We start from the raw sequence: 24790 nt of genomic DNA on the forward strand, positions 1-24790 counted from the left end.
TCCACACACCGGATTGACAGGAAAGTACGCCACCACTGGCATCACGGCTTATCAGCCCATTCGGATAACAGGCTATACCTGCAACGTTTACCTGACCCAGTTGCAAAACACCGCCAGCTGAAAGGTTGCCTGTTGCTTTAACTGTGGCACCAGAGACCTCGTTTGTTGCCGTAATATTGCGTCCGGCGCTGATGTCACTGTCAGCACGGACTGTAGCTCCTTTTACCTGTGCTCCCGCTGTAATATTCTGGGAAAAAATACCATTTAAACCACTCACATTTCCGCTGAATGTTCCTGTCTTACCATTAATGGTACCGACGCTGTTCAGATTATTTCCCCCCATGTCTATTGCTGTGTGCATTTTATTCAGGTCGGGGCGGCCATTAACCTGAAAACGGTACAACCTGTCGTTATCCTCCTGTGCACCAGATAACTCATCTGTTGAGAGGAGCACGACGATATGTCCATTTCCGGAAGTAGCTCCGTAGCTACTCAGCGGGATTTTCCAAGTCCGCAAGGCACCGGTGGCAGTTTTACCGTCATCGATGTATCCTCCGAATCCGGTTTTGATGTCCCTCGATATCAGCCTCAATGCTTTGGCCGGATATACACTTCCACCGCTTGATACCACCATTCCCTGCAACAATTCCGTGTTTTGCCCGTTTCTGACCAGGTACGTGTTCATACGCTGACCCTGGCTGTTTGTTTCGGTAAAACCGGACGGCAGAAAACCGGTATTTTTAAGCATGGCTGTGGTGATCACTGTCGGCGCGGTAGTGCTGGTTGCACTTAACAGCGTGGCATAGTTTCGCCCGACGTAGCCACGCGCAGCTGCTGCGTAGGTACTGATATGGGCTGCTTCAACCTGCCAGTTTTTCTCCTGTTGCCAGTCCTTGTATTTAGTGAGTCCAAAGACGGCCATTGCCATCACAACAAGGAGCGACAGAGCGACATCAAGATTTGCCCAGCCACGATCATGCTTTTTCATAGAATCGATATCCATACAGGTTGATACAGAAGAGTGAGCTGGAAAATACTCCCGCTAAGACAAAGCCAGGGTCCCAGCGGTCCCTCTTTTTTCCCCGATACATTCCAGGTTAGCAGCCAGAGAACAAAGGCTGCTGCTCCAAACAGAGTGACCAGTGCAGCATCTTTCCCACCCATCCAGGCAGTCAGGCCAGTTATCAGCCATAAATCCCCCTGACCCAGACGCTGAGTGCCCCGGTTTACCAGGACACTCAGTAGTGCCATCAGACTGACTGTTGCTGCGATCTCCGCCAGTTGTGTAGATATACTTTCAACTGAAACGTCTGATGCTGCTCCCCAGAGCAATCCCCCAAGTAACAGCCGTACTGTGAAGGTTCGTGGCAGATATCCACTGACTGCGTCTGTGCTCCCGGCCTGAAGAAGGAAGGCCATCATCACTATGGCAGCTGCCCGATCAGCAACAGGAACCGGTGCAAGGGCAGCGATCATACTGAAAGTAGCGAAGAACCAAATCCCTGCCGTCAAGGTTGTTTTCTGTTCCTTAACGTTTATCGGGTGCTCCTCCAGAAATTCGAGCACGCGGCACATCAGGACTCTGCCAATGATTGCGAACCCCAGTAGTAACGGCAGACTCCATGCTGTCGTCAGACTCGTAACTATGATGGTTCGCATATTCGCTTTCCTTTCACCTGTCGACAGACTCGAAGACCTTTCAGCTCCAGATAGAACCCCCAGATACGGTTGGCATATTGCTCACGGGTTTCGTGCCGATCCTTACGGAATCCAGCGTTGTAAGACCCGAGGCAATTCCAGGTCACACCACATACCTGAAAGTGGCTGGCCAGGATCCACGCCCCTATCTGAATGTTCAGACAGGGGCGCTTCAGCAGGTCTTCTGCCCCCTGGATGACACCCATCCGGACGAGCTTAGGAACATGGGTTGAGTTAATCTGCATCAACCCATAGTCCGTGCTGACCGGATTACCCTTTTTATCCCGGTTGGTGTTTGTGACCCATGGACGGAACGAAGACTCCCCTTTGGCCACTGCCTTAAGCAGCAGTGGCTCGATCTGGTATCGGGCACCGGCATTGTTAAAGCAGGCATCAAAAGTCGCAGGCGGGGAGTTCGTGCTGGCCATCAATGGGCCGGAGGAAAAGGACAGAATGAGCAGCGTCATTACCAGGCGGCAGGAGAGAATGCGTTCTCTCCGCATGTTGTCTCCTTAGCTGTTCATCGTGAAGATCAGCTTGTTGGTACCTGTGCTGCCATTGTCAGCTGTGCATTGCGCGCTGGCTTCTTCAGTTGTCACAACCCCATCACTGTGCGCCGTGGAGTTGATGGTGATCGCATCAGCAATTTTGGCGCGACTGAGTGCTGTGACGAGCGAGACGCAGGCACCCTGAGGAACCATTTCGTAGGTCAAAGAGAATCCATTTGAGAACCCGGAGACTGTGACAGGTGACAGTGTCACGGCTCCACCCCATCCATTATAAAGCGTGGCGGTGCCGGAAGAGGGGGTACCACGTACAGTCATACTTTTAGGCTGAAGTTTCATCTGGATAAGCGAGCCCATCATTTTGGCACCGGAAGTGAATGTGTATCCATCTCCTCCTTTCATCATGTTCTGGGTGCTTGTGATGAGCGACTGAATGTTCGACGACTCCTTACCTACGTTGACGTTATTTTTGAGGGCGAAGTATCCCGCCAGGACGATCCCGATGACGACCAGTACGATTAGCGCGATGCTGCCCTGCTCCAGGAAGCCCCAGCCGCGGTGTTGCGAAAGCGCCTTAGTTGGTTTGTATGGCTGAGAAGTTGGTTCAGAATTAAATTGCATGATGTTTCCTCATTTAAAAAGAGCCCGACGAGCTGTTAAGGGCATTAATATCCATAACGACAAGGACCAGAAGCAGAAGCATCAGGATCATTGCCAGGAACATGAGTCCGCGGATTACAACAGCGCGCTTTGCTACGCGCTCCAGGGTTTGTTCAAGCCAGCGCTGTCCGTAGTTAATGATGATTTCATCGTCTCCATCACCCTGCAAAAGGGAGAGGAAGTTGGCCGCTTCCTGCGACGGAAAATCGTAACCACAGTCCTTCAGGGCCAGTCCGAAATGTTTACCTTCACGCACATGTTCGGTAATCGCATCAATACGCACAGCAAGCCAGGGGGATGCCGTTTCCAGCAGGATCTCCAGCGCGTCTTTGGTTCTTACGCCGGACTGTAGCAGTGCACCGATATTCAACAGGAAGGTCGCGCCCTGAATATCCTTATAAACCGACCATGGCATCAGCCCGTCGAATATACGACGAAGCCTGTCAGGGCGATGCCAGCGCGGGAGTGACCAGACCGTCCAGATAATTAAAGCGGTGGCGGCGATGCCGGTTATCACTCCATACTCACTGAAATACACTGAGATCCCGTAAAGAAACCCTAGCGCCCCGGTCCAGTTCTCTGGCGGGCTGATTTCTGTCAGCGTAGGAAGTAGTTCGGCATTCAGTACATAGATGGAACTGGACAACATGATGGCAAAACCAATCGGATAGATGGCCATCTGCCATACAGCTGCGCGAATACGCTTACCCGCGTGGGTCAGGGCACAGGCGTATCTTAGTGAGCGTGGAAGTGACTCACTGCGTATGCCGGCGCTTATAACGGAAGCTTCTGCGGCAGGTAGCCACCGGGTGAGGGTGCGCTCCAGCGTTTTTTCGCCGCTGTTTTCCCTTAACGCATCAATACAGTCGTCCGTCAGCTCAACGTAGGGATGCCAGTTCTGGCCGAAGTTCGTCCATGCATTGCGCATTTTCTCCAGTGAAGGCTTTAGTTTCTGTCGGTTTTCAATCAGAAACCGCAGCGCATCATAGAACTGAACACGATACTGACCGCTGAACGTCTTACGGACCAGGTTATATCGGAGTCGTTTCAGGAAGTGCATTTCACGCATCATCCACCTCCAGACGTTCATCTTCATCGAGTGGAATGATCCGGTTGGCCATCAGCGGGTCGACCAGCCCCTCGTTGATTTTATGCAGAACGTGCCGGACACGGCTGATCCCCTGCATGTTGTTTATCCAGAACTGGCGAGCCGCAACCTTGCCGTCAGTTTTCAGCAGCTTAAAAAGACGGTTATTGGTCTCGATAACCTCGGCAATGACGGTACGTCCCCTGATACCCTGACCGACTTTGCCACGCACCTGGCCGTTGATCTCCACTACCTGTGTGCATGCTTCACACCCGTCCGGGTTATGGAAATAGAGCCTGTCGGTCGAGCAGACGCCTTCAATATTGCAGTATTTCTCCAGCCAGTTCTTTTCCTCGTCACTTAAGGTGTTGACCTTATCCTGCCAGGATATACGGCATTCCGGACATAGTGTGGGTACCAGACGCTGACTGATTAATCCGATTAAAAGCTGGGCATCACACAACAGATTTTCGTTAACACCGAGCGTAACCATACGCTCCGGGATGCCGAGTGCTGAGTTTGTGTGCAGGGTTGTCATCACCAGGTGTCCGGTCTGGGCGGCATAAATGGTGGCCAGCATCGAGACAAGGTCACGCATTTCACCCTCCATAATGGCGTCCGGATCCAGTCGCAGCGCTGACGAGATAGCTTTTCCCCAGGCGATACGTACTGCTTCCTCATCTGATTTGTCGCAGATGATTGGCGTCTGAACAGCTCCCACGACCTGCCCCTCAAGTGGGTCTTCGATGGTCAGAAGGTGTTGCCCGGGGTTGGTATCCAGATATTCACGGCAGGCGGTACGGAGCGTGGTGGATTTACCGGAACCAGTTGGCCCCGAGAGGATGATCTTACCTTCAGGTCGGTCAATCATGCGTTTAAGCAGCTTGATTTGTTCGGGTAGATAACCCAGTTGCAGGAAGTCAGGTACGTTGTTACCGTCATCCGGAATAAGTCGCATAACCGCAATCAGCCCATCGCCAGTTGGGCGGTGACTGTAGCGGGCACCAAACAGACCTATTTTCCGCATCATTGCCGGGGAGAGTCGTGCATCCTGTTCCCGGTGTGGGTAGAAGCTGGTTTCTGACACATCCGACATCGAGAGAATACAGGTGGCACAGAGGGATATACCTTCCTCCCGCCGACGTTCATCCACCACATGCAAATAGCCGTGGACGCGCATTTTGACCTGGAAGAGTGAATCTGAAATGAGAAAGTGAATATCTGAGGAACCGAGCTTTTTGGCCACTGAAAAATAGTTCAGGATCCGTTGTTCACTTTGGCTGCTGTCTCCATCCAGGTCTGCCAGAGTTAATCCTGTCTTATCGCTGGCCTGAGGTTGAGCTTCCTGCTTTTTTCGCGCCTCTCGTAAGTCTGAGAGAGTGACAAACCGATGTTTGATCCCCGGATGTTTGTTCATTAAGTCCATCAGCGCGGCCTGTACACCTGGGTCGACTCGCTGGTTGGTATCAATGAGGATTTCTTTCCTGTCACCGTCATCAAACAGCAGAAGAGATTCTGCAGTAATAGCGCTCATGGTTAGTCCCCAAAGGCAAGCAGTGTGCCATCGCTGAGTGTGACTCCGGCTAAGGTAATGCTTTTGACTGTGCTCTCCATTCCTGGAATACGGCTTCCGGGTGATACGACCAATGACAGTCCTGATTGCAGTTGTAGTGTGGCGCGGAGGTTTTTATCGCGGCCGTTAATCTCCAGCACGACAGGGCGATTACTCACAGTAACCGGACGTGCAGGCTGGCCAGGCAGTGAAGTATCGCCGAAGGAGGCACCGGGAAGAGCGGTGGCAGGAGTGCCGACGCTGGATTGATTTTCCTCAAGCTGGCGCTGCAGTTGCGCGCCCTGAACTTCTGCCTGAAGAATGACGTTTCGGATATGCAGCTGTTCAAGCTGTCCCTTTGTCACACCGGGTATCACGTTCCCTGCTGGCGGTGATACCTGCTGGTTCGTGGACTGAGAGGCCTGAACGGGTAAAGGCCCGAATATTGGCAGCAGGAGCCAGAGTGTCGCCTGCCGAAGAAATTTACTTTGCTGACGCATAAATTTTACCTTCAGTGGTATAGCTGAACGCACTTCCGTTCAGCTCGAATGTTAAACGGGTAAGTCGGATACCAGTTTCATCCAGACCGTCGAATAAGATGATGGCGGGGAGGGGCGCGGAAAAACTAAACGCGTATTCCTGCCAGTCCTGCACAGGAGGCGGTTCTCCGTTCGACCCCGGCAGGACTGGAGGCATGGCTACATCGGTGATGTTGAGTGTGATTTGCTGACGCTGGAACCAGGATAGGATGCGGATGAGCTGCAATGAACTGTCAGGCACTGCTTCATCCCTGAGTGGTCTGTCCGGGGGCGGTAATGAAATTCGGGCTTCCCGCCCCCCCTCCTTAAGATTGAATACTGGCGTGACACCGAAGACTTCCTGACTGCGAGCGAGAAACCCCTCGACTGTGCCACCGGGCATAATCTGGTACAAAAGGGTTATACCGTCAGGAGAACAGGTCCCGGATGCCAGTTTCCAGCTCCCCAGAACATGTAGCGCCGGATCGGTCTTTCTCTGACAATCATCAATCAGAGCCTGGGCTGTTACCTCGCGTGCCCAGGGATGAGGCAAAACCTTAGGTTTTGCCTGACTGGCGAACATTGCGCGCGCCCTGGCCTGTATTTCTTCAGCGGTGAGTACCGGTTCCTCCGGTGGTGTGGCCGTCTGCCACCAGGCAATGGCGCCTGTGCTGAGCAGCAGTATCGCGCAAGCCAGTAACCAGCGCTGCCTCCGGAGTCCATCTACATGCACACGGCATTGCTGTCGCCTGCGTGCAGATAGTCCGGCAAAGAGGCTGTTAGCATCAAGGGGGTTTTCCACTGATGCCAGACAGACCCAGCCTTCTGGGGGCGGTTCGTTCATGCTCAGGAACAGTGTCAGCAGCCCCTGCATTTTGTCCGCACTCCCTGTTTTATCGGCAGTGACGGCAGGCACACCATTAATACTGGCCAGAAACACGAAGTCGGTACTACTCAACCGATAAATGCCGTATCCATTTCGTGTGCTGGCACAGAACGCGAGTGCCAGCGAAAAGAGCTGGTGACGGCGATGACGGACGGGCAATCTGCCACTCCCAGCGACTGATTGCCCTGTGTCCCGTTTATTGAACTGTCCTGTTGAGGTGTGGACGCCGATGCCGTCTGTTCTTCCGGAACGTGATTTTATTGGTTGAAATGGCGGCAGCCGAAATTTTTGTCTTTCCGTTGGCGCCCAGTCCATCCCCGCCAGCCAGTAACGGCTGCGGGATTTTCCATCCCGGATTGTAAACAGGTAATCCTCATCCTTCATTTCAGCCTCCGGAACTTTGCGGGAATGTCGGTGTGATCACGATGACCAGAGTGGTCCGTTCGTTTTTACCTGACTGACTTCCGCCCAGGAGCGGGTTCCCTGGCGTAAAGGTGCCGGATTTATTGACGGAGGTATTGTTCTGATCAAAACCAGTGAGGATCAGCGATTGCCCGGCCCGGAGATTTGCCTTCTGGCTCAGAGAGCGCAGTTTGGTATATGGCATCTCGATGTAAGAGTTCCCGTCTTTTGACGTGAAGTTACGGATGGTCGGTGGATCTGACAGGTTGAAGTTTACCTGTAGCTGAACGTTACCTGTTTCCTGAATCAACGGTAACAGGGTCATGTTGAAACCGGTGGTGATCATCCCAGGCGTCAGCGTTGTGGTGGCGCCGACATCGGTGGTTGTCGTTGTAGCCGACTGCGCTACATAGACCGTCTGATCTGCCATCTGAATAGGCACGGGCGTCAGGTTAGTCACGGTACTGGACTGAGAAGTGACGACGCTGACATCGCCCTGTTCTGACAATGCTTTCAGCAGAAGGCTGGAGCCAGCAAACTTCGCGGCATTACCAGTAGCGGTATCAAGAATGGACGCGCCGGCAGAAATACCACCAGTGAGATCCCCTGTCGCGTTGTTAAGCGTGGCGCCAGCAGAGTGCAGTGACTTGTACACCAGGTTCCAGTCAATCCGGAAATCTTCGTTTCGTGAGTTACCGACGCTCAGGACTTCAACATTCAGGGCTACCTGTCTGTTCATGATGAGATTTTGCTCGTTCACATAACGGGCCACAGCGGCCTGTACTGACGGCGTGTCTGTCACAATCAGTGATGAGCTGGAGGAGGACAGCCAGTAGCGACCTTTGTTCGGGGTCAGCATCGACTCCACAGCTTTTCGCAGATCAGCATACAAATCGTATTCCTGCCCCGTGGTTGTGCTCTGGGAGGTTGTGGATTCGCCGGAGGCGGAGTTATCTGTACCACTGGTGGCTCCCATACTGCTGGTCGTCCCTGAGCTGACGCTCGACGTGCTGGACGTTTTAGTGTTCAGCATGGCCAGCGAATAGGTCCGGGTTTCCATCAGATAGAACACGATAGTTCCATTATCCATTCGCCAGTAGAGACCGCTACGGCTGGCCATCAGATCCAGAAGTCCGCCCAGGTCTCCCTGCCACATCAGTCCGGTAAGGTTCAGGGGCTGGCTGGTTCCTCCAGTCGGCAAAGAAGTTACGCCCCCCAGACTGGCCAGTGGCGTCCGACCGCTGTCATCAGGTGGTGGTAGTGTGCCACTCATCTGGCGTGTGACGCCGGTACTGACGCTGCTCTGGCTGATATCAAGGGCGTCAGGAGTAAAAATAACGGGGGTTCCACACAGCGCGGTGATGCGTTGTGCCAGTTCCTGTAGCGTAATAGTATTTTTTGCCTGGGTGATATTACATGACGGAGCCTGGTGGTTCCGTTCACGAACGGCGACCGGGATAGGACTCGGATTAATCCACTGACGCTCCGTCCAGGTCAGTGGTTGTTGATGTTGTGTTCGCGGGAGCTGTGCCTGTGCGCGGGCTACCGTGGCGTCAGATTGTGCCTTAGTCTGCATTTTGTTGATTTCAGAGAAGGTACAACCTGCGAGCATGGCAAAGCAGGACGCCATCAGCAGGCGCCGCAAAAGGGTTTTCTTCATGGGGGAAATCCGGATTAGTTGAGGTAAACCACAGCGCCTTCAGGAACGCCCTGTGGAGCCGTGAGCCCGGTGGCCAGACCGGAAAGCCAGATTAACTGGCCGCTTCTCATGGTGCCGATGAGTGCCGAACCGCGACTCTGTGCCCGTAAGGCATCAACGAGTCCAGCTTGTTCCGGCATCCAGACCCACAATCTACTCTGAAGTAACCGGTACTGGATCCGGGCGTCGGGAGTAAAGGGAAGACCCAGCTGGTCAACTGGAACTGTGCCATTCGTTTGGCCAGTTTTGTAACGCCAGTCGTTAACGCGGTTGGCGATAGTCAGGATCTGGGAGGCATAAAGCTGGCCGCTCTGCGTCTGTATTGCAGTCCGGCTGGTCTGATTTTGTTGCGAATCTATATCACCGACAATCAGGAAAAATATCATGCTGATTGCCAGTATGACCCAGCCCATCACCGACCTGCCGGAGTGTCTGTGACAGATACCACGCACTGCATGCGGGAAGCTTCAGCATAAAGCGGTTTCTGTGCTGAACGGTAAAGGTCGAACATCTGACCGAGCATGGTTTCAAATGAGCCGCGGAAGGTCAGTGGTGCGTCAAGCCGATAATCCGTCACGGATACTGGCCAGATAACCGTCCAGTGCGATGATGCGCCTGATTCACAGCGGGTATCCTGCGCCCATTTCATCAACATTTCCCGAAGAGTCGTTCCCGATGGCGCCAGCCAGGTTTTACCCTGAACCACAGGTGCGACTGGTTCCCCGGTGGCTGGTTGTGCTTTAACTACCGCTGTTGGTGCCTTCATCGGTTTTGTTGTTACAGAGGATGTGCTGGTTTTAACCGCTGCCGTCGGTATGGGTTGGGTCACCTCCGGTCCGCTGAACGGATTTCTCGGCGCGCCAGACGCCTGTGGCGGCGCAGGGAGGTTTCCAGTGGACAGTGCAGGGACGGTCATCTGAGCGGTTTGCCCCTTTCGCTGCAATGTGACGGCATGACGATCCCAGTCCAGCTGACCCTGGATGGATTGCTCTGTCAGCAGACGGTTGAGCACCCTGGTCCACTGGTCATTGGTGTCGACCGAGACGATACGGGTATTCAGTACAGGTCGCAGGGCATTCTCATAGTTCAGCGTCCAGCCAGTCGGAATGATGCGCCTGACCCACTGTTCGAAAGTGAGGTTACGCACCTGTGATAATGACAGAACGGCAACGGGACCTGGTGTGCCGGTAAATGTGAGTGCCGGCAGCGCTGGATTCATGATGGGGCTCACTGAGCTGACTTGTTTTGCGGAGGAGGCCATCATTGTTGGTTGCGGCAGCGGGGAGGTCTGCGATGTTACCGCTACAGATGTCGGCTGGCGTACGGGAACGGGAGTGGCCGCCGGAGGCGCAATTCGCCGCTGTGTCTGTGTAATGATATCGGCACTATCGCTGATCTGGCCGTCGACAAACACGAGCGCAGGTGTGTCAGGAGCAATGTTACGGTTATTAAATCCCGCGCAACTGCTTAACAGCGACGGTATTAACAGGGGCAGGGCAAGTTTTTTCATGATGATCCCCGGGGTTATTCGGTGGGGTGAACGGTAATACGTGGAAAAGCACAGTTCGCGTCAAAACCGATACCGCTGATCAGAACATCGTCTCCGCGCGCTATCAGAATTTTTTGCTGTTGAGTTATGTAATTTTGCGAGGGCAGGTCTATCCCTTCCTCGGCTGAGCCAGCTGAGAGTTTTGATAATTCGGGATGGCAGGCGTGTCGTACCGCCAGTGAAACGAGTTGTTTGTCATCCCCTGCATCGCTGACGACAGCCCTGACCGTGGTTCCATAAGAGAGAGTGCGGTATTCCTTACTGACGATTTTCCCATTTTCCGTAGTGACCGAATTTACATAGCGTACGCTGTCTGAGTTGTCGAAAGTAACAGGTTGGCTGAGCGGCGCATCCATCCTGAGAGAAACCACTTTTTGGACAGAGGCTGGTTTGCCGTGAGTAATGTCAATACGCTGATCGGGCTGTGAGGATGAGCAGGCGCTCAGGATAAGCGGCAATACGGCAAGGGTAATATGTTTCATGTTTTTTACTCCGGAGTTAGTTGTTAGTGAAATACAGGTATGAAAGGGAGCAGGAAGTGACGAGTCGGGACGGTTATGTTTTTTGAGAGATGATAATGAGGCGGTTCGTTTCGTCATTGAGGGGAAGAGCAACACTGAGCTTCTGTCCACCTTTTAATCTGAGAAGTTGTCGGAAGTTGATAGCGTAACGGGAATATTCATTTTTTGAGCTGCCAGTGGTCCGGGAAAGCTCTACGGTCATCTGCATTAATGCAGAGTCTGCGGAAAGAGCCGGCGTTATCACTAATGAGAGATCATCCACGACATTTTCTTTCTTCTTCTCCCCTGTCGTTGCGTGTTGTTGAGCGGAGTAATTTGAAACAGAGAAAAGTAATGCCTTGTTGTTGGTTGTGACTCCTGACATATCGTAGAGCAGTCTGACGTCCCCTTTAGCGACCAGTTCCGTGAGTTCGTCTCCCAGTGAAGCGCTGACCGGTCTTAAAGATATTTTTGCACCTGGCTGTTCAAGCAATTCCTTTAGTTCAGGCGTTACGGGAGTGGAAAGCTCGTAAATACTGGCTCTGACAGGAATGTATGCAGTTTCGTTTTTCTGATACTGCCCGATTTCATTACGGTGATGAGCCTGGTTTGAAGTAGTAGCTCCGTTGCAGCCATATAACGCCAGCAGGGAACATAGCACGCCCAATGTATGCGTTTTCATGATTAAGCCTCGGCAAAAAGATTAATGAAGGTCAGGGCGCCATACATCTCCGTAGCGGACGCCTTCACGGGCACCCCATGCTGACTCCGGCAGTGTGTGATGTCCGATATAGAGTGTGCGAAGAGTGGCTTTGGGTAGTGAGATATCGCGGCCACGGACAACAGAGAAACGATCGAGATAGAAAGACTTTTCTACCTCATCATCTTCATTTTTTTTCAGGAGGAGTTGAAGCGTGACGGGGGAAGCCATTGAGCCTGTCGCGGTAAATGCTTCTTCCATACGGGTGAACTGTAGGATGTGGTTCTTACGATTTCGCTGGCGTTCCATGATTTCAGTTACAACCTGCTCAGGCCAGGGGCAAAGGCAGTGCTTCCAGCCAAGGCCGAGAAGTGAATTAAGAACTGCCCGAAAACGAAACAGATCACAGTTCCCGGTTGAAACAGCGTTGGTCCAGAGCGCAGTCAGGACGTCATCAATGGGACGATTTCGTTCGTTTTCGAGCAACTGCCGGATAGTCATAAACTCGCTACTCATCCCTTTGAATGTTGGTATTCTTCGTGCTCCGCTTAGCCATTCTGTGATGAATCTACGTTTGCCACGCTCTGAGGTTATGTGATGGTTTTCGACTGCCGTACGTAAGGCTACGAGAATGCACCACAAGAGATGGCTGACCTGTTCCTGGGTGGATTGCATGGTTTGTCTCTCTCTGGTTCCGGTTTCTGGCAATGACGTCTGTACCTTCATTCCGCCAGAATGAAAGAAGCCTGAAAGCAGGCTGGCTACAGGAACAGAGGGTGTTCATTGGGCAGGGCCAGCCCAGACGTCATTGCCGGAAAACGGTGAAAAAAAGCCCCCGTGAACGGGGGAAACTAAAGGGATGGTGTAAAACTGGTTTGAACCAGCTTAAGAGGCTCGGTTAAGTACATTTTAAAATCCCCACGCATCAGCATGGGTGATCATATCGAACAGCATTGCAGTCCGGGATATGGGATGATCCGTTTTATCTAACTGCGTAAGGCGTTTGTATTGGCTTTTTGTCAGCCAGATATCTGATGCCGCTTCGAGTTCAGCTCTTGCAGCAGGGTGATGAGTCGGGTCGGGGTATTTCTTCATTAATGCTTCGACTACCCTTGTATTCACAGGGGCAATTTTACTGCCGAATTTCACAAAGTCGCAGAATGCAGAGTGCGCCCGAATCATATCTATTTTCTGTGATTCGAAATCTGCCTTAAGGAAGAAATATCCTGGGAAAACGGCCGAGATCCTTTTTCTGAAAACATGCGGGGCATCCGCACGCCGTATTTGCGTTAAGGATAAAGGTGTCCATGGAGTTATTCTCCTGTCGTGTAGCCAGTCGAATAAGTTCTCGCGGTTTTTGCCCCCGGTAATATAGAGAGCAAGATACCATTGTTGGTTACATACAGTCTCAATATTCATTTTTGAACGCTTCGCGCAGAATTGATCCATGAAAGGATAATTCAAGTTCAATGGGGTCGAACATACTCAACCATGAAGGCGAAACAGTCTTACTAACAAACACTTAAGTTTGCATGCTGTAGTTCGAGCGCCTTCATGGCTCAGGATGCTCTTGTAGGTTAGTCCCTTAAGTAAAATTGGCGGCAATACTTAAGGAACTGTGCGTATTTTTGTTTCTCTGTATAATGAAGTAAAGTGTAAATAGGCTGAATCCTAAAAATGCACCCTCAAGGGTGCATTTTTTGATTAATTTGTGATCATCAATGAAATCATGAAAAAGTATGAGCGTGACAATATAACTGCACGCATTGCATCGTTACTTTTTAAGTTCAGAGCTTTAGTACTTCGCTTCAGATGCGAGCGGACTGTCTCAACAGAAATATTGCAAATGTCAGCGATTGTCTCATATGCATTACCGTGAGCATACAGAGTAACGATTTCTAACTGTTTTCTGGAAAGCTCAGGAAATACGCTATGCAGGGCGTTAATAGTGTTTTCATTAATCATCGTTAAGTCCCCTAGCAAATCTATACGTAGTAAATTTACGCGCAATATGCATCCCCTTTAATGGGGAGAAACCCCATGGACCTTGTCGCGACATGTGGTATGGGCGAAGGATTTCTGATGAGGGTGAGCTTTAGCAGCTAGGCCTATAAAGGCATGTTCATTTGCTAAGGGGGATATAGAAATTTTTGATAGGTTCTTGCACATCATAGATGAAGCTCCCGTGTAGATACTATGTCGGCTACCAAGGAGTTCTCACGCTCTGGTGGCAGCCCAGGCAGGGGTGAGAAACCGGCCTACACGGTACCGGCCAACCTTACGGTTGCCCTACCTGAACCGCCATTACGAAGATGTGCTGGTTCAGTACACAAAAAAACACGCTTGTGCGTGTCTATGTGCACGTGTAGATACGGGTTCTCACGCCCGATCACAGGATTTACTGTGACCTTTGAAGACTACTGTCTGCTTAGTGATGAGTCAACTAGATACGCATCAGGAGCAGCTCTGAATAGTCGAAACCGAGGCTTTAAAAAACGAGGGGGAACATATGCATCCCAGTTATTCTTTTTGCAAAAGTCTAATAGTTCGGCTCCAGACGAGGTCCCGGTTTTCTGCAGGCATCGGCTGATTCTGTGTTCTACCGCTTTAAGAGAGGTTCCTAATATTCGAGACATCATTTTCCTGCTGTATTTTAGAGAGATTAAGAAGATGGCCTCCCATTCAGCATTTGTGAATATCTCAGACGGTACCCTGTATACCAACGATTTGGGAACGTCTCCCGATAGCAAGCTGTCTGGCCCAAAAATATCAACAGGCCTAACTTGAAGCATCGTTCCTGAGCAGATCCCGTCATCGTCGTAATAGGGTCTAGATTCGAAGCATAGGGCATGTATGGAGTTGCTCTCACCTATTGGATGCGTAACGATTGAAGAAAACTTATCTTCATGTTCCATAACGAGTTCCTCCTGCTTATGTATTCGTTGTGAGAGGTAAGCTAAGGAGGTAGGGAGCTGGTCCAACGTTTTTCCTACAATCGGATAATCGTTGGGGAGTTTTAATAATCGAAGAAAAGCTTGGTTTACCGCTACATACTGCAGATTGCCGTTCTTGATTGTCATCGGTTCTCTGCTGTTGGATATCAGGTTTAAAACCTGGGGAGCGAGTTGGAATTTTTTTTTGAAGAAACGAGTTTAGACATCATCCACTAAGAGCCGTATGTATTTGAAATTTAGAGATATATTCTGTGTGTTGATGTACTATATCATGTAAGGCGACACTTAACTGGATTTGATCTGCGATCATAATATTAGTTAATGATGCTTTTAAGTGTCTGATTGTATGCTACGATACAATAATTCGTAGGTGCTATCTGTAAATCAGGAGGAGTTATGGCACATCCGATACATTGCACGAAAGTCGCTGGTATCACGGAGTTCAAAAGGGATCCGTTAGGGACTGTCGAGTCAGCAGAGGGTGATGCTATTGCTATTCTGAACCGTAGCGCGCCGGCATTTTATCTTGTACCACTTGAGCTGTTCGAAAGCTTAAAACGAGACGCAGAAGCGCATCGCTCCAGAGGTGATGTTTGATCCTGCTGCCGGATAGATCCTAAAAATTGATCCTGCATTGTTGTGGTGATAAAGTCGGAGAACTTATTGTTCTAAATGAATTTATTAGGTTGTCACGCCGAAGAAGGTGGCAGGTTCTGGGTGGTTAGTTAGCAAAGCCCAGAAAAGCAAAAACCCCGATAATCTTAGATACTTGGCGGCATCGCGAGATTAACGGGGTCCTTAACAAATCATGCAGAAGTTGTTGCTTCTGTATGGGAGTATAACCCGTGCGCGAAAAAAGACAAGAGATTCCGTACTTACTCCTTCTGTGCAACATAAGCGCAGGAAGTGGTGAGTAAGCAGAATTCCGAAACCACTACACTTTACCGTCAGGTAAAAAATCCGAATCCAGTTTTCATTCCTGAAAAGGGAAAGAAAACCCTTCCGTTCTGTGAAAAAATTCGCGAGAAAGCTGTTGGCTTCACTGAGCGTGCAGAGTTCCAGGCACTGGTTGCTATGCTGATCGCCCGTGGTGAGCGCAAAAAGCGCCCGCCAGTGTTACGCATACGGGCACTGGAAGCATCCGTACAGGCAATGTGTCACTATTTTAATCCCCTTGCTAATCGCGTTGGTTCATCGCTCACTACCATGAGCATTCGCTGCGGACTGGCCACAGAAAAAAAACGTCTGTCGATCACCCGTCTGACGGGTGCCCTGAAGTTTCTCGCTCAGCTGAACCTCATTACCTATAACACCGAATACGATAAAGAAATTGGCTGTAATATCCCCACAGACATCACTTTCACACCGTTGATGTGGCAGGTGCTTGGGGTGTCTGAAGAAGCCGTTGCTGCTGCGCGCCGCAGCCGTATTGAGTGGGAAAATAAGCAGCGTGAGAAGAAAGGGCTTCCTCGCGCCGGTGCTGATGAACTTATCAGTGCGGCCTGGTCATTCGTTCGTGAACGCTTCCGTCAGTACCACAAGTCACGCTATGAACACGGCATGAAACGTCACAGGGCGCGTAAGGACGCTCCGCGAACGCGCAAAGAGATCGAGCTGCTGGTTCGCCAGCAAATCCAAAAAGAAATCAGGAAAGGCCGCTTCTTCGGTAATCTTGATGCGGTTCGGGCAGAGATAGAACGCCGTGTCTCGGAGCGAATGAAGCTTTCGCGTGGCCATTACGCACGACTTGGTGATGCATTGCTGGTCACAACCTAACGCCAGCTAATACGCTGCCTTTTTGAATCTGGTGCCCTGGCATCGGTTTACGCCTGCCCACTTTTCGGCTTTTATTGCCGTGTTAACCTTCTTCAGCCCCTGTTTCAGGCCCCCGTCGGGGACCTGAATGACAAACATGTCCTGCTGATGCCGGGTTTTCTAAACTTAACCAAAATTCTTCTTTTGTTGCCCGCATATTTCTGTGACCGAACGCCCAATATTTCACCGCTTTTAGGTTTTCATCCAGTTATCCACATAAACCACAAGAGGCTAAAGTGATAAGCTACTGGATGGATGCTTTTTAAACCACAATAAGGAATTTCTACAAACCGCGATGATCCTTTTAAACTTCTGATCTCCTATCTTTTAAACTTCAGTCATTACTTACATTTAAAAATAAAACCTATTCGCCACCTGTCCTGTGGACATGTGTATAACGCCCGCCCTTGCAGCGGACAAAGTCCGCGCCGGTTCGGTTCAGGCGCTTTGCGCCTAGAGTTAGCACCCGCCAAAAATGGCGGGCAGGGTTCAGAACGTTACAACAGCAACAGTCGACCACTTACTCCTAGGATCCTCAGCTCCCCACAAAAAACCCACCACTGAAAAGCGCCGCCGCCCGGGCCGAAGGCCCGGAACAACATCGCTTTTAATGATGGATGTTGTAACTAGAACCCGAGCCGCTTTAATTCACACCTCCGGCAGACCCTGTGCAACACGCCCGTAAGCGGTCCTAACGGCCCGCTAACGCGGAGATACGCCCCGACTGCGGCGAAGCCTTGTCGTGACCACTCCGACGGCGCACATCATTTCCTGTGCCGCCTGTCTGCGGGTTATGGCTTAGCAGGGCGAAGTGATGGATTGGTGGAACCTATCAAAACTGATACCGGCTGCGCCGGGCTACGGCGCCATTTACGGAGGTGCAGTATTCAGCGACAGAGGGCGCCTTCATGCGCCTTCGGCGCATTTATTGGGGCCAGTTTGGATATCGAAAATTATTGTACGTTGAGGTCAAAAATCGACCTTAATAGAAAATACAAAAACTTAGGATATTGTTTTTTTATTGATTTATCACCGTCAGCGGGGACTTTTTTCAGCAATATTCTTAAGTGAATAACGTGCTGGAGTCGTACCTGTATGCTGTCGAAAAAACGTGATGAATGCACTGTCGCTGACAAATTCCAGCTGTTGCGCCACATAGCTTAACTGCCATCCGTCACACAGCATTTCCATTGCCTTTAGCAGCCTCCACTGCTGCCGCCAGTTCTGATAATTCATTCCGGTATCTCTGATAAAGACCCGGCTTATCGTGCGCTCAGATGCACCAATCTGTTGGGACAACTGGCCAAGGCGTGGGGGTAATTCGCCCGTACGTACTCCATCCAGCCATAAGTTCAGGCGAGCGTCTGAGGGGAGCTGTAATGTCCAGTTTTCTGTGCGTGCAGTCTGTATTTCTTCACAGAAAACGTTAATGAGACTGGCCTGTTGCTCTGCCAGCATTCCCCATGGCCAGAATGCCATTCGTTCTATGACTTCAAAAAACAGGGGATTAACCTCGACTATTTGCAGTGGCAGTAGAGATAACGGAAGCGTGGTTGAAAAGTAGAGGGAACGATAGGCCAGCACACCACGCATCATGGCGCGATGAATTGTTCCTGCAGGGATCCAGGCTGCTCGGCGGGGGGGAAGCTGGCACAGGGTTTGTTCAAGTTCAATTGTGATGCTCCCCGACGCTGAAAAGAGCAGCTGATGACGAAGGTGACTGTGTTGTCCTGAATCGTGTACACCTAAATCGGACGCAATTCCGATTACCGGCTCACTAAAACTATCCGGATCGAAACTATCGTCGGGGCTAATTTTCATAAAATGTCTGATATTTAGTATTTAAAGTCCTTATTATTATAATAAGACATTATCGTCTCAGCAATAATGCCCTCCAGTTTTCTGTTTCTCTGGATATTGTTATGAATAGTATTATTCGCCCTCCCCTGTGGCTGCTGACGCTGCTTATTATGTTTCCACAACTGGTAGAAACTATATACAGCCCTGCGTTGCCAGATATCGCCAGATCTTTTCAGGTAAGCAGCGAGCGTGCTGCTCAGACGCTTTCAGTCTATTTTTTCTCCTTTGCTGCCGGAGTGGCATTGTGGGGCTGGCTGAGTGACTGGTTCGGACGACGTCCGGCCATCATGGCTGGACTCATCTGTTACGGAGCGGGATCTGTAATGGCAATTGTGTCCACCGATTTTAGCGTATTACTGCTGGCCCGTATGGTGGCAGCCACGGGTGCTGCCGCCGGGTCTGTTGTAGTGCAGACCATGCTGAGGGACAGTTATGAATCAACCTCACTGGCCCGCGTCTTTTCCGTCATGGGAGCGGCGCTTGCACTGAGTCCGGTTTTCGGTCTGGTAAGTGGAGGCTGGCTGGTAAGTCTGTACGGCCATACCGGCGTATTTATTGCTCTGGCATCACTGGCGATAATATTGCTAATACTGGCAGCAGTTTTACTGCCGGAAACGCGGCCAGAGAACACGCTCAGAATCCGGGGGAGCGGTCTGGCGTCCCGCATGATCCGGGACGGTATGCTCTGGAAAAATGCAATACTCGTAGCCCTGCTGAATACAATGTTGTTCAGTTATTACAGCCTGGCTCCGTTTCTTTTCAGGCTGCTGGGGTGGAGCTCCAGGGCATTCGGATGGACGGGGATATTACTGGCACTTGCTTCACTCTCGGGCAGCCTCCTGAACCGGAGACTGTTAACAACCGGTATAACACCGGAACAGCTGGTACGTCATGCATGTACACTGGCTCTGCTTTCCGGTGTTGCTGCCTGGTGGTTGCAGCACTCGGCGTGGATACTTATACCGGTAGCCGGAACTGTAATTGCCTATGGCATAGCGATACCCAACGTGTTGAGCCAGGCGCTGCACCGTTATCGCGAACAGACCGGAGCTGCGGGAGCATTATTCGGCTTGAGCTATTACTTATTACTGGGAATGATGCTGGGGCTCGCCGGCATGGTGCAGCAACTGGGACTGGTTCTGACAATCTGTGCTGCTATGTCTCTTTTGTGCAGTGTGTCACGTGGGTGAACCGACAGGCGGAAGCGCCTGTAATGCAAAGCCCGGGCGTCGTGGATATATTAAGTGAGACACGACGACACGTTTTATCTGCAGGGAACGGAAATCAGTGGTGCAAAATGTTGCTTGCAGGCTATCTGTAGGGCACCGGTATAATGATGTCTTCATCTTTTCATTATGAAGTATCCAACATCAGTGTGTTGTTTTTTCCGAAAAGGAACGCTTTTATGTATTCTGAAAACCAAAGAATTATTATTACCGGCGGACCGGGGTCAGGTAAAAGCACGCTGCTGAATTCCCTGCGCGCAAAAGGTTATCCGACGGCAGCTGAGGCCGGACGCGCAATCATACGGAACCAGGTGGCGATCGGCGGAAATGCGCTGCCCTGGAAGGACAGGGAAGCTTTCGCCGGGCTGATGCTGAACTGGGAGTTACGCTCGTGGCATGAAGCTGCTCAAAGCGAAACGCCATTTTTCTTTGACCGTGGGCTGCCGGATATAGTTGGCTATCTTACGCTCTGTAATCTGCCGGTGCCGCCCCATATGAAGAGAGCGACTGAACTGTTCCGGTATGCTCATACCGTGTTCATCGCGCCGCCATGGGAAGACATCTACGTACAGGATACGGAGCGTAAGCAGTCATTCGGGGAAGCGGTTCAGACGTACCATGCAATGGCTGAGGCCTACGGCAGATGCGGCTATAACCTCATCAGGTTACCGCTTTGCGGGCCGGAAGAGCGGGCTGAAATTATTTTATCCAGCCTGTACGACAGGCATCACCACGGCGAGCCCTCCTGAGGTGGTGCTGGTTATGGCTATAACTATCCGAAAGCGCGACAGTATTTTGGTGGCTCAAGTGGCGGCGCCAGTCTTCGACCGGATTATCGGTCCGGTACTTATCCGGATGAAGGTTGTACCGGACCGTCCGGCTGAACAGATCCTTTTTGTTCAGAATTTATTTGTTATCACACAAACTTAACTTTAAAAGGTTGCTATTAATCTGTTAAAAAATCCTCTCATGATCATCCCCTTACTGACTGGATTGTGTCATCCAGCCTTATCTACGCCAGCAATGGTTACTGACACCATATACGGTGCTGGTTTAGCCGATGTGCCCTCAGCGATGAATTGAACCTGCACATGTCATTTGTAGAGCCACTGACCGCCGATATACTTGTCAGGATTTTTCATGCACGCATCCATAAAAGTACCGTAGTTGTCAGGGCCTTTCATTGTATTGGACCATATTTTCTCAATTAAAGAATCAGACCACTTTTCAAAGTTATTGCCATCAATGAAGTCTGGGTTTTTGTATCTGCTTTTTGGGATACAGCTGTTGAGAGTTTGAGTTTCACCGGTCGCCACCTCATGGATGAACTGCTTAGCCTGATTTTTGCTGCATTGCCTCTCTTTATACAGCGCCACCATATCCGAAAGCGTAGCGGCTCTAAAGGAGCACTCATTGTGTATATTCCTTTTCTCAGCCATTGCCGAAAACGATATGAAAACAGTTAATGCAGCTAAAATATTTTTCATCATGACATCAATTCCTTACAGATACTTTTTAATCTGATTAAATCGCGCAAAAAAAGCCCTGACAATCTGAGGAAAGCAGGGCAAATATCTCACAGGTTGCAGTTCATTCTTTCTGCATTGTGAAATTTTTCATCAGTTATGAGCCTTTTTACCCTGCTGACAGGTAAAGCAGTCTGGTCCTGTTATTTAACAAAGGAGGAATAAATCAGCCGCATACCCAGTGCTGCCAGAACCGCGGATGATGCCCGATCGACTGAGGTTTTCAGACGAAGATAAGCCCTGCGCGGTCTTTCGGAGGACAGGCAGAGCGAAACGATCGCGTACCAGCCAAAATCAATCAGGAAACTCATCAGCGGGATCGCGACATAAAAAAGGGCCGGGATATTTTCAGGCAGCAGGGCGCTGAAGATCGATGCAAAAATGATTGCTGTTTTAGGGTTACTGAGCTGCGTCAGTAAGCCATCCCGGAACGTCATCATCAGCGTCCTGCCGTCATTTTTATCGCCGTCAAGCGCCAGATACAGAGGCCGGGTTGCGTCCCTGAACATTTTAACAGCAAGCCATAACAGATAGGCCCCGCCCGCAACTTTCAGCACCATGAACAGCTCCGGAACCATGAGCAGCAGCTTCTGCAGGCCGAGCATGGCGGCCAGCGAAAAAATGGCAGCGCCCACGCCGGTACCGAGAGCGGTCACAAGCCCGTGGCGTCGGGAGTGGACGACCGCATTCCGCGCGACATAGATAAAACTGGGACCCGGGCTGATAACCCCCATTGTCAGAACGGTGGCAATCGCTATCAGGCTGGAAATAATCATGCTGACCTCGGCTGAAGTTAGAAAATGGTGTGACATCACTCATTCAAAATATAAAGAAGGAGATACATGTAACATCAACGCCATGACATAAACAGGCGAAAATCCGGTTAATATTGATCTTACGCAATAACGTCGTCTTTCAGTCTCACGCCCTGCTCCCGGTACCACTGATAAAACGCGGCAGCCGGCATGGGTCTGGCATAATAATAACCCTGAACGTAAGGTACCTGATTTTTTATCAGCCATTCAGCCTGATGTGCGGCCATTACGCCCTCGGCAATGGTGGTCAGCCCCAGCCGTCTGCTGAGGCCCAAAATGGTGTCCAGTACCGGCGTGTCCGCACCGGCCGACGTCAGGCTGTCGATGAATATTTTGTCAATTTTCAGGTAATCCACCGGCAGGCTCTGAAGCAGGCTCAGCGAGCAGTAGCCCGTACCAAAATCATCCACGGCCACCTGACAGCCTTTCTGGCGTAGCTCATGAAGTTTCGCTGATGCCGCTTCAGTGTCCTCAACCAGGCTGCGCTCGGTAATTTCCAGCACCAGTCGAAAAGCGGGATCGAGAGAAACCCACAGTCTCAGTACGTCAGCGGTAAACGACCGGTCCGTCAGGTGAGGGGCTGCGATATTCACGCCCAGATGGAAGGGGTCAGTCACCTGCCATGCCCTGACATCGTCTTCTATCAGGCTGAAGAGATGCTGCGTCAGGCTGACAATCAGACCTTCCTCTTCAGCGGCCCGGATAAACACCACCGGTGAAATGCTTCTACCGTCAGTACGCTGCCAGCGCATCAGGGCTTCGGCGCCGGAGCAGGCACCAGTCGCGGTGTCACAGACCGGCTGGTAATGCACGCTGAATTCGCCGTCTGCCATCCCTTTCCTGATTTCTTCCGCCAGAGACATCTTTCTAGAATCCCAGCGATGCCACATGTACAGCATGGCCAGGGTCAGTAGCAGGGACAGGGGACCGAGGAAAAGCAGATTACGCAGGATGTAATGGCGAAGCGACAGCGTCGGTGTAAGAACCTGAAGCTGCGCCTGACTCGCGGCAGAGTGGAACTCAGCTGTGAACACTTTCACACGTGGGGAGATTTTCTCCTGCCCGGAAATGACGGGGCCATCACTGAACCTGAGCTGCTGAACCGAATGATTCTCATCATCCAGGGAGTCCATCAGGTCCGTAACGTATCGGGCATCCACCACGCTGAATGCCGTCGTCCGGTTGCCGGCGCCATAAGCGTAGATAACAGCCACGTGCCCGGGCACGCTGCTGGTCCCCTCCGTGGCGATAACGTTTATCTTCCCTGTGGGTACTGAAACGGCAACACCAAAAATCTCATCGGCACTTTGCTGTCTGGCTCCGGTCACGGAGGAGCAGATTACTTTACCATCCCGTATAAGCCCGGTGCTGCGGATGTAGGGCGTGAGGGCGCCGTTCTCCGTCATCTGCTGCAGGACGCTTTCACAGGGCTGAGTGGCGAGCCTGGCGGTTACCAGGCTTGCATGGCGGGCAATGGACGTGATGTGGTCGACCTGGCTCATCAGTATGTCTGCCGTCACGGACGTGTCCCTGCTCAGCTGGCGCCAGGCCATCCCTGACGACAGCAGTGTAGCCAGGATTGCGGGTACGATAATTCCGGCAGCCAGCGCCCTTTTTCGTAATTTCATTATTCGTCCTTTGGGGTCTTTCCATGAATACACTATCACTGTTTAGTGACGTGATAATCATTAATCCCTTTACGTTTCAGGGTTATTTAAGCAGGTGCACGCAGCGGGATGTACTCTGTAATGAATATAAGCGCAGATTTTAAAGAGGTTAATTATTTTTTTAACCGGGTTGATATCGTTCTGACAGCATCACTCATTTTCGTTGTCACTGCTGAAATCTGGCTGCTATCGGGGAGCATGATGTGGCGGGCTGGCATGCTGATAACTCTTTATCTGCTGCAGTGAGAAAAATGCCGCCCTGAAACACGTAACAGCGCTGCTGTCGGGACAATGGGGTAATTAACCGCTAAGGGAGAACTGACCTGTGGCACTCAAAATGACCATTCTGGTCGAAAACCATCTGTCGCCTCACGCGGCTGCAGGAATGCAGTCCCGTGCAGGCCTCTCCATCCTCCTGGACGACGGAGAGAGCCGGATACTGTTTGACTCCGGCCCGGATGAAACCGTTGCTCACAACGCCAGGCTAATCAACGAGCCGCTGACAGATCTGAACGCGGTTGTATTATCACACGGGCATTACGATCACAGCGGCGGAATAACGTCTCTTGACCCAGGGACGAGGATTATCTGTCATCCCGGAGTATTACGGGAAAGGTATGCCGCTGTCAGGCTGCCGGGAAAGGTCATTCCTCTTAAGAAACTTTCGGTCGTGGAGCGTTTTTGCGGTCTTGACGTGGAGTACAGCAAAACCCCGCGCGTCGTGGCGGGACGTTTTGTCTGGAGTGGTGAAATCCCCGTGGAAAGCCCGGAGCCCTGGGGTTATACCGATTACAGGAACGCCACGCCTGATTATGTGTCTGACGAAGGCGCACTTATCTGGCGCTCGTCCCGCGGGCTGGTCATTATGACCGGGTGTGGCCACCGTGGGCTGGAGAACACCGTTCGCCACTGCGTGAACATTACGGGAGAAAACCGCGTCTACGCCCTTATCGGGGGATTTCATCTGCGGGCAGCGTCACCGCTCAGGCTGATAAGGCTGAAAGCATTTTTGCGTGAGCTCGCACCTGAGCATGTTCTGGGCTGCCACTGCACCGGAAGATGGGGAAAACTGTGGCTCAGGAATACGCATCCTGTAGCGTGCGGAGATACCGTTATTTTTGAAGAGTAAGTCTGTGATACAGGCTTATCCCGTCATTCAGGCAGCGTCTG

General features: G+C 51.3%; 26 protein-coding genes. 5 read left to right on the plus strand and 21 right to left on the minus strand.

Going from position 1 to position 24790, the window contains the following annotated elements; all coding sequences use genetic code 11:
* The 17 genes from pilV to DD597_RS25350 form a co-directional block, all read right to left on the minus strand.
* The coding region (gene pilV / locus DD597_RS23695) for a shufflon system plasmid conjugative transfer pilus tip adhesin PilV (RefSeq protein WP_032623576.1) at positions 1-988 on the minus strand (988 nt) is incomplete at its 3' end.
* Complete coding sequence (locus DD597_RS23700) at positions 985-1659, minus strand: prepilin peptidase (protein WP_022649979.1); 675 nt, start codon at positions 1657-1659, stop codon at positions 985-987. The genes DD597_RS23700 and pilV, both read right to left, overlap by 4 nt.
* Positions 1644-2126: a lytic transglycosylase domain-containing protein gene (locus DD597_RS23705; RefSeq protein ID WP_045261878.1), complete on the minus strand. Its 483-nt coding sequence runs from the start codon at positions 2124-2126 to the stop codon at positions 1644-1646. Before DD597_RS23705 ends, DD597_RS23700 begins: the two co-directional genes overlap by 16 nt.
* 84 nt (positions 2127-2210) lie before the next feature.
* On the minus strand, positions 2211-2825 hold the full coding sequence (locus DD597_RS23710; protein ID WP_022649977.1) for a type 4 pilus major pilin: 615 nt from the start codon (positions 2823-2825) through the stop codon (positions 2211-2213).
* A gap of 13 nt (positions 2826-2838) precedes the next feature.
* Positions 2839-3933 (minus strand): type II secretion system F family protein, encoded by a 1095-nt coding sequence (locus tag DD597_RS23715; protein WP_032623575.1) that lies wholly within the window; start codon positions 3931-3933, stop codon positions 2839-2841.
* Complete coding sequence (locus DD597_RS23720; protein ID WP_022649975.1) at positions 3926-5485, minus strand: GspE/PulE family protein; 1560 nt, start codon at positions 5483-5485, stop codon at positions 3926-3928. The genes DD597_RS23715 and DD597_RS23720 overlap by 8 nt, the downstream gene beginning before the upstream one ends.
* Positions 5486-5487: 2 nt before the next feature.
* Positions 5488-6003 (minus strand): type IV pilus biogenesis protein PilP, encoded by a 516-nt coding sequence (gene pilP, locus DD597_RS23725; RefSeq protein WP_022649974.1) that lies wholly within the window; start codon positions 6001-6003, stop codon positions 5488-5490.
* Positions 5987-7291, minus strand: coding sequence for a type 4b pilus protein PilO2 (pilO2, locus tag DD597_RS23730; RefSeq protein ID WP_022649973.1), 1305 nt, complete (start codon positions 7289-7291; stop codon positions 5987-5989). Before pilO2 ends, pilP begins: the two co-directional genes overlap by 17 nt.
* 1 nt (position 7292) lies before the next feature.
* Positions 7293-8969 carry a PilN family type IVB pilus formation outer membrane protein gene (locus tag DD597_RS23735; protein WP_022649972.1) on the minus strand — a complete coding sequence of 559 codons (1677 nt, stop codon included), beginning with the start codon at positions 8967-8969 and terminating at the stop codon, positions 7293-7295.
* A 14-nt stretch (positions 8970-8983) separates the two neighbouring features.
* On the minus strand, positions 8984-9421 hold the full coding sequence (pilM, locus tag DD597_RS23740) for a type IV pilus biogenesis protein PilM (RefSeq protein WP_022649971.1): 438 nt from the start codon (positions 9419-9421) through the stop codon (positions 8984-8986).
* On the minus strand, positions 9421-10518 hold the full coding sequence (locus tag DD597_RS23745) for a toxin co-regulated pilus biosynthesis Q family protein (protein WP_032623573.1): 1098 nt from the start codon (positions 10516-10518) through the stop codon (positions 9421-9423). The genes pilM and DD597_RS23745 overlap by 1 nt, the downstream gene beginning before the upstream one ends.
* 14 nt (positions 10519-10532) lie before the next feature.
* Positions 10533-11039, minus strand: coding sequence for a hypothetical protein (locus DD597_RS23750; protein ID WP_129256645.1), 507 nt, complete (start codon positions 11037-11039; stop codon positions 10533-10535).
* A gap of 73 nt (positions 11040-11112) precedes the next feature.
* A complete protein-coding gene (locus tag DD597_RS23755) occupies positions 11113-11739 on the minus strand; it encodes a hypothetical protein (protein WP_022650067.1) in 627 nt (208 codons plus the stop codon).
* 21 nt (positions 11740-11760) lie between these two features.
* Positions 11761-12432, minus strand: coding sequence for a hypothetical protein (locus DD597_RS23760; protein ID WP_022650066.1), 672 nt, complete (start codon positions 12430-12432; stop codon positions 11761-11763).
* Positions 12433-12666: 234 nt separating this feature from the next.
* Positions 12667-13176: a transcription termination/antitermination NusG family protein gene (locus DD597_RS23765; RefSeq protein ID WP_032623570.1), complete on the minus strand. Its 510-nt coding sequence runs from the start codon at positions 13174-13176 to the stop codon at positions 12667-12669.
* A gap of 285 nt (positions 13177-13461) precedes the next feature.
* The gene (locus DD597_RS23770; RefSeq protein ID WP_022650064.1) at positions 13462-13722 is read right to left on the minus strand and encodes a LuxR C-terminal-related transcriptional regulator; all 261 of its coding nucleotides are present in this window, start codon (positions 13720-13722) and stop codon (positions 13462-13464) included.
* Positions 13723-14174: 452 nt separating this feature from the next.
* Positions 14175-14861: a PAS domain-containing protein gene (locus DD597_RS25350; protein ID WP_096149269.1), complete on the minus strand. Its 687-nt coding sequence runs from the start codon at positions 14859-14861 to the stop codon at positions 14175-14177.
* Between the two features lie 759 nt (positions 14862-15620).
* On the opposite strand from DD597_RS25350, the gene repA reads away from it, so the two are divergent.
* Positions 15621-16487: a plasmid replication initiator RepA gene (repA, locus tag DD597_RS23785; protein ID WP_022650061.1), complete on the plus strand. Its 867-nt coding sequence runs from the start codon at positions 15621-15623 to the stop codon at positions 16485-16487.
* A gap of 1074 nt (positions 16488-17561) precedes the next feature.
* Here the strand turns inward: repA and DD597_RS23795 are convergent.
* Positions 17562-18347, minus strand: a complete 786-nt coding sequence (locus DD597_RS23795) for a helix-turn-helix domain-containing protein (protein ID WP_022650060.1) — start codon at positions 18345-18347, stop codon at positions 17562-17564.
* A gap of 101 nt (positions 18348-18448) precedes the next feature.
* On the opposite strand from DD597_RS23795, the gene DD597_RS23800 reads away from it, so the two are divergent.
* The 3 genes from DD597_RS23800 to DD597_RS24925 all read left to right on the plus strand — a co-directional run bounded on the left by DD597_RS23800 (position 18449) and on the right by DD597_RS24925 (position 20542).
* Complete coding sequence (locus DD597_RS23800) at positions 18449-19576, plus strand: multidrug effflux MFS transporter (RefSeq protein ID WP_022650059.1); 1128 nt, start codon at positions 18449-18451, stop codon at positions 19574-19576.
* Positions 19577-19791: 215 nt separating this feature from the next.
* Positions 19792-20361, plus strand: a complete 570-nt coding sequence (locus DD597_RS23805; protein ID WP_022650058.1) for an AAA family ATPase — start codon at positions 19792-19794, stop codon at positions 20359-20361.
* Positions 20362-20374: 13 nt separating this feature from the next.
* Positions 20375-20542 carry a hypothetical protein gene (locus DD597_RS24925; protein WP_154591405.1) on the plus strand — a complete coding sequence of 56 codons (168 nt, stop codon included), beginning with the start codon at positions 20375-20377 and terminating at the stop codon, positions 20540-20542.
* Between the two features lie 164 nt (positions 20543-20706).
* Here DD597_RS24925 and DD597_RS23810 read toward each other — a convergent pair whose 3' ends face one another.
* From DD597_RS23810 to DD597_RS23820, 3 genes are all read right to left on the minus strand, one after another.
* On the minus strand, positions 20707-21102 hold the full coding sequence (locus DD597_RS23810; RefSeq protein WP_022650057.1) for a hypothetical protein: 396 nt from the start codon (positions 21100-21102) through the stop codon (positions 20707-20709).
* A gap of 179 nt (positions 21103-21281) precedes the next feature.
* Positions 21282-21914, minus strand: coding sequence for a LysE family translocator (locus DD597_RS23815; RefSeq protein WP_022650056.1), 633 nt, complete (start codon positions 21912-21914; stop codon positions 21282-21284).
* A 119-nt stretch (positions 21915-22033) separates the two neighbouring features.
* A complete protein-coding gene (locus tag DD597_RS23820) occupies positions 22034-23581 on the minus strand; it encodes a cyclic diguanylate phosphodiesterase (RefSeq protein ID WP_022650055.1) in 1548 nt (515 codons plus the stop codon).
* Between the two features lie 364 nt (positions 23582-23945).
* Here DD597_RS23820 and DD597_RS23825 point away from each other — a divergent pair, with 364 nt between their 5' ends.
* Positions 23946-24749: an MBL fold metallo-hydrolase gene (locus tag DD597_RS23825; RefSeq protein WP_022650054.1), complete on the plus strand. Its 804-nt coding sequence runs from the start codon at positions 23946-23948 to the stop codon at positions 24747-24749.
* Positions 24750-24790 lie beyond the last annotated feature (41 nt).

The sequence above is a fragment of the Enterobacter cloacae complex sp. 677-3DZ2D5B genome (genome assembly GCF_004136695.1).
Taxonomy (GTDB): Bacteria; Pseudomonadota; Gammaproteobacteria; order Enterobacterales; family Enterobacteriaceae; genus Enterobacter; species Enterobacter hormaechei_C.

What these genes read in the sequence shown, in the direction of transcription:
- DD597_RS23755 (WP_022650067.1), bottom strand. Translation starts at nt 11,739, where the DNA reads ATGAAAACGCATACATTGGGCGTGCTATGTTCCCTGCTGGCGTTATAT.
- pilP (WP_022649974.1), bottom strand. Translation starts at nt 6,003, where the DNA reads ATGCGTCAGCAAAGTAAATTTCTTCGGCAGGCGACACTCTGGCTCCTG.
- pilM (WP_022649971.1), bottom strand. Translation starts at nt 9,421, where the DNA reads ATGGGCTGGGTCATACTGGCAATCAGCATGATATTTTTCCTGATTGTC.
- DD597_RS23810 (WP_022650057.1), bottom strand. Translation starts at nt 21,102, where the DNA reads ATGATGAAAAATATTTTAGCTGCATTAACTGTTTTCATATCGTTTTCG.
- DD597_RS23700 (WP_022649979.1), bottom strand. Translation starts at nt 1,659, where the DNA reads ATGCGAACCATCATAGTTACGAGTCTGACGACAGCATGGAGTCTGCCG.
- DD597_RS24925 (WP_154591405.1), top strand. Translation starts at nt 20,375, where the DNA reads ATGGCTATAACTATCCGAAAGCGCGACAGTATTTTGGTGGCTCAAGTG.
- DD597_RS23815 (WP_022650056.1), bottom strand. Translation starts at nt 21,914, where the DNA reads ATGATTATTTCCAGCCTGATAGCGATTGCCACCGTTCTGACAATGGGG.
- DD597_RS23745 (WP_032623573.1), bottom strand. Translation starts at nt 10,518, where the DNA reads ATGAAAAAACTTGCCCTGCCCCTGTTAATACCGTCGCTGTTAAGCAGT.
- DD597_RS23710 (WP_022649977.1), bottom strand. Translation starts at nt 2,825, where the DNA reads ATGCAATTTAATTCTGAACCAACTTCTCAGCCATACAAACCAACTAAG.
- DD597_RS23770 (WP_022650064.1), bottom strand. Translation starts at nt 13,722, where the DNA reads ATGATTAATGAAAACACTATTAACGCCCTGCATAGCGTATTTCCTGAG.
- DD597_RS23765 (WP_032623570.1), bottom strand. Translation starts at nt 13,176, where the DNA reads ATGAATATTGAGACTGTATGTAACCAACAATGGTATCTTGCTCTCTAT.
- DD597_RS23735 (WP_022649972.1), bottom strand. Translation starts at nt 8,969, where the DNA reads ATGAAGAAAACCCTTTTGCGGCGCCTGCTGATGGCGTCCTGCTTTGCC.
- DD597_RS23760 (WP_022650066.1), bottom strand. Translation starts at nt 12,432, where the DNA reads ATGCAATCCACCCAGGAACAGGTCAGCCATCTCTTGTGGTGCATTCTC.
- DD597_RS23800 (WP_022650059.1), top strand. Translation starts at nt 18,449, where the DNA reads ATGAATAGTATTATTCGCCCTCCCCTGTGGCTGCTGACGCTGCTTATT.
- DD597_RS23795 (WP_022650060.1), bottom strand. Translation starts at nt 18,347, where the DNA reads ATGAAAATTAGCCCCGACGATAGTTTCGATCCGGATAGTTTTAGTGAG.
- DD597_RS23750 (WP_129256645.1), bottom strand. Translation starts at nt 11,039, where the DNA reads ATGAAACATATTACCCTTGCCGTATTGCCGCTTATCCTGAGCGCCTGC.
- DD597_RS23705 (WP_045261878.1), bottom strand. Translation starts at nt 2,126, where the DNA reads ATGGCCAGCACGAACTCCCCGCCTGCGACTTTTGATGCCTGCTTTAAC.
- pilO2 (WP_022649973.1), bottom strand. Translation starts at nt 7,291, where the DNA reads ATGAAGGATGAGGATTACCTGTTTACAATCCGGGATGGAAAATCCCGC.
- DD597_RS23715 (WP_032623575.1), bottom strand. Translation starts at nt 3,933, where the DNA reads ATGCGTGAAATGCACTTCCTGAAACGACTCCGATATAACCTGGTCCGT.
- DD597_RS23820 (WP_022650055.1), bottom strand. Translation starts at nt 23,581, where the DNA reads ATGAAATTACGAAAAAGGGCGCTGGCTGCCGGAATTATCGTACCCGCA.
- DD597_RS23805 (WP_022650058.1), top strand. Translation starts at nt 19,792, where the DNA reads ATGTATTCTGAAAACCAAAGAATTATTATTACCGGCGGACCGGGGTCA.
- DD597_RS23720 (WP_022649975.1), bottom strand. Translation starts at nt 5,485, where the DNA reads ATGAGCGCTATTACTGCAGAATCTCTTCTGCTGTTTGATGACGGTGAC.